This is a genomic window from Pseudomonas sp. GM60 (assembly GCF_000282415.1).
Classification (GTDB): domain Bacteria; phylum Pseudomonadota; class Gammaproteobacteria; order Pseudomonadales; family Pseudomonadaceae; genus Aquipseudomonas; species Aquipseudomonas migulae.
This window is the reverse complement of the sequence record NZ_AKJI01000030.1, coordinates 220,242-226,607: the sequence shown is the minus strand read 5'-3', so window position 1 is coordinate 226,607 and position 6,366 is coordinate 220,242. Positions and strand designations below refer to the sequence as shown.

Annotated in this window: 5 protein-coding genes; 3 read left to right on the top strand and 2 right to left on the bottom strand. The window is 59.4% G+C overall.

The genetic code is table 11. From position 1 onward, the window contains the following. Window positions 1-154 precede the first annotated feature (154 nt). The gene (locus PMI32_RS21615) at window positions 155-1,342 is read right to left on the bottom strand and encodes an MFS transporter (protein ID WP_008026597.1); all 1,188 of its coding nucleotides are present in this window, start codon (window positions 1,340-1,342) and stop codon (window positions 155-157) included. A 269-nt stretch (window positions 1,343-1,611) separates the two neighbouring features. Then, window positions 1,612-3,201 (bottom strand): ABC-F family ATPase, encoded by a 1,590-nt coding sequence (locus PMI32_RS21620; RefSeq protein WP_008026595.1) that lies wholly within the window; start codon window positions 3,199-3,201, stop codon window positions 1,612-1,614. A 493-nt stretch (window positions 3,202-3,694) separates the two neighbouring features. On the opposite strand from PMI32_RS21620, the gene lpxO reads away from it, so the two are divergent. From lpxO to PMI32_RS21635, 3 genes are all read left to right on the top strand, one after another. Next, window positions 3,695-4,594, top strand: a complete 900-nt coding sequence (gene lpxO / locus PMI32_RS21625; protein WP_008026594.1) for a lipid A hydroxylase LpxO — start codon at window positions 3,695-3,697, stop codon at window positions 4,592-4,594. Window positions 4,595-4,754: 160 nt separating this feature from the next. After that, window positions 4,755-5,111: a hypothetical protein gene (locus tag PMI32_RS21630; RefSeq protein ID WP_008026592.1), complete on the top strand. Its 357-nt coding sequence runs from the start codon at window positions 4,755-4,757 to the stop codon at window positions 5,109-5,111. A 51-nt stretch (window positions 5,112-5,162) separates the two neighbouring features. Then, complete coding sequence (locus PMI32_RS21635; RefSeq protein WP_008026590.1) at window positions 5,163-6,314, top strand: PQQ-dependent sugar dehydrogenase; 1,152 nt, start codon at window positions 5,163-5,165, stop codon at window positions 6,312-6,314. Window positions 6,315-6,366 lie beyond the last annotated feature (52 nt).

Sequence of the window (6,366 nt, the reverse complement as noted above, 5' to 3'; positions counted from 1 at the left end):
GGCGATGGCGTCCATGAAATCGCCATCGCCGGCAAGCCGGGCTCCTACAGGTCTTGCGGCGTACCCACAAACCCAGTCATCCCCGAATCCGTAGGAGCCGGCTTGCTGGCGATGGCGTCCATGAAATCGCCATCGCCGGCATGATTTGAAATGATCAGGCTGTAGCGCGGCGTTTCAGTAGCAGAGTCAGGGCCAGGCCGGTGATCGACAACATTGCCGCACTGAAGAAAATCCACGAATACCCCAGGTTCAACGCCACTGCGCCCATCAGCGGTCCGGCAATCGCCAACGCCAGATCGAAAAACACCGCATAAGCACTCAAACCCGCGCCGCGACTGGAGTTGGGCACCTGTTTAATGGCTTCTACCCCCAACGCCGGGTACACCAGCGACAGGCCAAACCCGGCCAGACCCGCGCCAATCAGGGCGAAACCGGTCGACGGCGCGAGCCACAGCAGCACCAGGCCCGCTGTTTCAATGCTCATGCAGACAATCGCCGAGGTGAATCCACCAAAACGACTGATGCTGGAAATGAACAGCAGTCGCGCCAGAATGAAGCAGACACCGAACACCGTCAGACAGTACGCGGCGCCGGTCCAGCCACGGTTGACGTAATACAGGGTAATAAAGGTGGTCAGCGTGCCGTAGCCGATCGACGCCAGGCTCAAGCTCGCGCCGAACGGCGCAATACGCCCGAACACCGCCCAGAACGGCAGGCGTTCACCGCGAACCACTGGCACCGAAGGTTTATTGCGGATCAGCAGCAGCGCCAACGCAGCCAGCAATGACAACGCGATGCCCAGGCTGGCAAAACCATACGCGGCCACCATCACGACGCCCAATGGCGCACCGATCGCGATGGCGCCGTAGGACGCGATGCCATTCCACGAGATCGAGCGCGCGGTGTGTTCCGCGCCGACCTGGCCCATGCACCAACTGATGGTGCCAACGCCGATCAATCCCTGCGCGATGCCCAGCAACAAACGGCCGGCGATCAGGATCAACAGGCTCGTCAGCGGAAAGCTTTGCAGCAGCGTCGACAGCAACGTCAGCGCGCCGCTCAAGACAATCCCCGCCAACCCGTAAACAATCGATCGTTTCGTTCCGATGCTGTCCGACATGCGCCCGGCCATCGGGCGGCTGAGCAGGGTGGCGAGGTATTGCGAACCGATGGTCAGCCCTGCGACGACGGCGCTGAACCCGAGCTGTTCGTGGACATAACCCGGCAACACAGCAATCGGCAGGCCGATGCAAAGGAAGGCAATAAAGGTATAGAAAACGATGGAGACGATCTGCAGGGTGATCGCCATGGAGCTTTGCGGTGGCAGTTGCTGCGCAGACATGAGGGCTCGTTCGCGGGCGGCGGTGGGAGAGGTCCATCATGGCGCGGGTGTGGAATAAAAGAAAGCAGGCTAACGATCAAACATCGCACCTTCCTGACTTGGAATACGGACTACTGTAGGAGCCGGCTTGCTGGCGATGGCGATCTTGAGGACGCTATCGCCGGCAAGCCGGCTCCTACAGGGACCGGTTACCGCAGGCTCAAGCTATTTGATCCTGAAATGCAAAAAGCCCCGTCACATGGACAGGGCTTTTCATTTATAGCGAACGCTTAGAACACAACGCCCTGACTACGCAGGTAATCATCATAAGTACCGCTGAAGTCGATCACGCCGCTAGGGCTCAACTCGATGATGCGGGTGGCCAGCGACGATACGAACTCACGGTCGTGGCTGACGAAGATCAGCGTGCCCGGATAGTTCTCCAGCGCCAGGTTCAGCGCCTCGATGGATTCCATGTCCAAGTGGTTGGTCGGTTCGTCCATGATCAGCACGTTCGGCTTTTGCAGGATCAGCTTGCCGAACAGCATGCGACCTTGCTCACCACCGGAGATGACCTTGACCGACTTCAGAATCTCGTCGTTGGAGAACAGCATGCGGCCGAGGGTGCCGCGAACCAGTTGCTCGCCGCCCTGGGTCCACTGGCCCATCCAGTCGAACAGGTTGCAGTCGTCTTCGAAGTCGTGCGCGTGGTCCTGGGCGTAGTAGCCCAGTTCCGCGGCGTCGGTCCACTTCACGGTGCCGGCATCCGGGGTCAATTCGTTGACCAGGGTGCGCAGCAGGGTAGTTTTGCCGATACCGTTCGGGCCGATGATCGCAACACGCTCGCCAGCTTCAACCTGGAAACTGAAGTCCTTGAACAGTGTCTTGCCGTCGAAGCCTTTGGCCATGCCCTCGACGATGACCGCTTGACGGTGCAGCTTCTTGGTTTGTTCGAAGCGGATGAACGGGCTCACACGGCTCGAAGGCTTGACTTCGGCCAGCTGGATCTTGTCGATCGCCTTGGCGCGGGAAGTGGCCTGCTTGGCTTTCGAGGCGTTGGCCGAGAAGCGGCTGACGAACGATTGCAGTTCCGAAATCTGTGCCTTCTTCTTGGCGTTGTCCGACAGCAGTTGCTCGCGGGACTGGGTCGCCACGGTCATGTACTCGTCGTAGTTGCCCGGGAACAGGCGCAGCTCGCCGTAATCCAGGTCAGCCATGTGGGTGCACACGCTGTTCAGGAAGTGACGGTCGTGAGAGATGATGATCATCAGGCTGGAGCGCTGGGTCAGCACGTTTTCCAGCCAGCGGATGGTGTTGATGTCCAGGTGGTTGGTCGGTTCGTCGAGCAACAGTACTTCAGGATCGGAGAACAGCGCCTGCGCCAGCAATACACGGAGTTTCCAGCCTGGGGAAACCTCGCTCATCGGGCCAAAGTGCTGTTCGATGCCGATACCCAGGCCCAGCAACAGTTCGCCGGCGCGGGATTCGGCGGTGTAGCCGTCCATTTCGGCGAATTCGGTTTCCAGCTCGGCCACGGCCATGCCGTCTTCTTCGGTCATTTCCGGCAGCGAGTAGATGCGGTCGCGCTCGGCTTTAACCTTCCACAGTTCTTCGTGACCCATGATCACTGTGTCGATCACGGTGAATTCTTCGTAGGCGAACTGGTCCTGGCGCAATTTACCCAGACGCACGTTCGGCTCGAGCATGACCTGACCGCCGGAAGGCTCGAGGTCGCCACCGAGGATTTTCATGAAAGTCGACTTGCCGCAGCCGTTGGCGCCGATCAAGCCGTAGCGGTTGCCCGCGCCGAATTTGACCGAAACGTTTTCGAATAGCGGCTTGGCGCCGAACTGCATCGTGATGTTAGCTGTAGAGATCAAAGGTTTTTCCTGCGAAGCATTCAGAGTAGCTAGGGTTGCGGCAGTACCGATTCAGTACCCGTTTCCGGTATTCAAACCACGGGAAATACATCCCGATCAGAAGCGGAAGGTCCATCTGGCAATAAGTGGACAGCAGCAGTTGGAGCGCTTGGCCCGAGTCGAAGTGCGCTGAGACGGGGTTCATTCCCGTCATCAACCAAGGGGGGCGCGTAATGTTTGGCGGCGATTGTACTGGTCTGGCTCTTTAAACGATAGGGCGTTGAGGCCGCACGGATGCTTTGGCGGTACAAGTGGACAGATTTTCACACCTGAATGCTAACCATTTGTTACAAGCCGTGGCTAAAATGCCATCTTTCAACCGGGTGCCGGCCACGGGGATGCTCTAGGACGCGCCTCAGGGACGCTGTTTCGTATTCAGACGCTGCACAAGACCCTTGGGCCGTAGGGCCTGTCAGGTGTCGCAGTTTGTTCACTTCTGACGTGTGACGATTTCGTGAAACTCATCATTGCCGCTATTTATGTTGTATCGATTGCGTACGTCCACCTGCGCGGTCAAGTGCGCCACAAAGTGGGCCGCCAACTGAGCGATCACTCGACGTTTCTCGCGCCGATCAATTGCTTCCTGTACCTGTTCTCGAAGATTCCCAACAAACCGTATCTCGATCCGGCCGACTTCCCGGACCTGAGCCCGTTGCAGACCCATTGGGAAGAAATCCGCGCCGAAGGTCAGAACCTGCTCAAGGCGGGTGAGATCAAGCGCTCGAACCAGTACGACGACGTCGGCTTCAACTCGTTCTTCAAAACCGGCTGGAAGCGCTTCTACTTGAAGTGGTACGGCGACAGTCATCCTTCGGCAATGAAGCTTTGCCCGCGCACCACCGAACTGGTGCAGAGCATCGGTTCGATCAAGGCGGCGATGTTCGCCGAACTGCCGCCCGGTTCGAAACTGGTACGTCACCGCGACCCGTATGCCGGTTCCTACCGTTATCACCTGGGCCTGGAGACGCCGAACGACGCCGGTTGCTACATCAACGTCGATGGCGAGAACTATCACTGGCGTGACGGTGAAGCGGTGATGTTTGACGAAACCTTCATTCATTACGCCGAAAACACTACGCAGCAGAACCGCATCATTTTGTTCTGCGACATCGAGCGCCCCATGAAGTATCGCTGGGCGGCGGCGTTCAATGGCTGGTTCAGCCGCAACGTGATGTCGGCGGCGGGTGCGCCGAACGAAGTGGGCGACAAGACGGGTGGCATCAATCGACTGTTCACCAGAATCTACAAGATTCGCCTGCGCGGCAAAGCGTTGAAGAAGCGCAACCGCAAACTCTATTACCTGGAGAAGTGGGCGATTTTTGCCGGGTTGCTGGCGATTTTTGTCTGGATCTGATTGACGCGTCGTGGCTGCCCATGGCCCGGCGCAAAGTTTTCAGCGGCGTACCAGCCAGTCCTGGCAGGGGATCAACTTCGTGTTACATGGTTTTGGTTAACAAATCCGAACCCTCGGCGTAGCGTGCTATCGAAGGCTGTATCACCTGGAGGGACTGGTCATGAACCGATTAGCGTTTGGCATCATCACGATGGTATTGACGGGCGTGCTGAGCCAACTGGCCCAGGCCGACACCCGGTTACCCGTATTCCCGATGCTGTTGGCCCAGAGCCCGACGGGCGCCGCCAGCAATCCTTACAACAGCCCGATTCGCCGGGCCAACCCCAATAGCATGCAAGGCACACAACCCAGTGCACCGGCCATCCGCGGGCCGAACACGGTTCCCGTTCCGCGGTCACCGACGCTGGACAACGGCGGCATTGGCAACCGCTATCCCCAGGATCGGTCGGCGCCTGTCAGCCCACCGAAATTCATCCCTAATCCACCCCCTCGGGACGCAGGCACCAGCAACCGTTGAGCAGCAGGACGCACGTCTTGCCAGCCATTCAGACGACAAAAGGAATCGTGCATGTTGCGTAAAACCCTCCTGGCCACTGTGTGTGCCAGCGCCCTGATCAGCGCCGTCGCGCCGGTTTTCGCGGCGTCCGTGCAAGCGCTGAAAAGTGAACAGGGCACCCTTGAGGTCACGCCCATCGCCAAGGGGCTGGATCACCCGTGGGCCTTGGCGTTTCTGCCGGATCGCCAAGGGATGCTGGTGACCGAACGGCCCGGCAACCTGCGCGTGGTCAGCGTCGACGGCAAACTTTCGGCACCGCTCAGTGGCGTGCCGAAGGTCTGGGCCAAAGGGCAGGGCGGTCTGCTCGATGTGGTGTTGTCGCCCGATTTCAAACAGGACCGCACGGTCTATCTGTCCTACGCCGAAGGTGGCGGCGAGGGTAACAAGGCCGGCACGGCGGTCGGTCGCGGGCAACTGTCGCAAGACCTGACGGCGATCAGGAATTTCAAAGTGATCTTCCGTCAGGAGCCCAAACTTTCGGTCGGCAATCACTTTGGTTCGCGACTGGTGTTCGACCGTGACGGCTACCTGTTCATCACCCTCGGCGAGAACAATGACCGGCCAACCGCGCAGGACCTGGACAAGCTGCAAGGCAAGGTCGTGCGGATCTACCCGGACGGCACGGTGCCCGACGACAACCCCTTTGTCGGCCAGGCGGGCGTGCGCCCGGAAATCTGGTCGTACGGCCAGCGCAATCCACAAGGCGCAGCGCTCAATCCCTGGACCGGCGTGCTCTGGGAAAACGAACACGGCCCGCGCGGCGGTGACGAGATCAACGTCATCGAACGTGGCAAGAATTACGGCTGGCCGCTGGCGACCCATGGCATCAACTACTCCGGTCAACCGATCCCGGAAGCCACGGGCAAGACCGCTGTGGGCACTGTTGCACCGCGCCACGTCTGGGAAAAATCTCCCGGCCTGAGCGGCATGGCGTTTTACGACGCTGACCGCTTCAAGGCGTGGCAGCACAACGTGTTCATCGGTGCGCTGGTCAGTCAGGAGTTGATACGCCTGCAGTTGGACGGCGACCGGGTGGTTCACGAGGAGCGTTTGATGGGCGAGCTGAACAAACGCATCCGCGACGTGCGGCAGGGGCCGGACGGGTATTTGTATGTGCTCACCGATGAAGATGATGGCGTGTTGTACAAGGTCGGGCTGAAGTAACTGACTCAACACAACTCCTGAAGCCGCTGGCAAAACCTGTAGGAGTGAGCCT

Excerpts from the sequence above, each read along its gene's own strand:
- PMI32_RS21615 (WP_008026597.1), bottom strand. The coding sequence starts at position 1,342 with ATGTCTGCGCAGCAACTGCCACCGCAAAGCTCCATGGCGATCACCCTG.
- PMI32_RS21635 (WP_008026590.1), top strand. The coding sequence starts at position 5,163 with ATGTTGCGTAAAACCCTCCTGGCCACTGTGTGTGCCAGCGCCCTGATC.
- PMI32_RS21630 (WP_008026592.1), top strand. The coding sequence starts at position 4,755 with ATGAACCGATTAGCGTTTGGCATCATCACGATGGTATTGACGGGCGTG.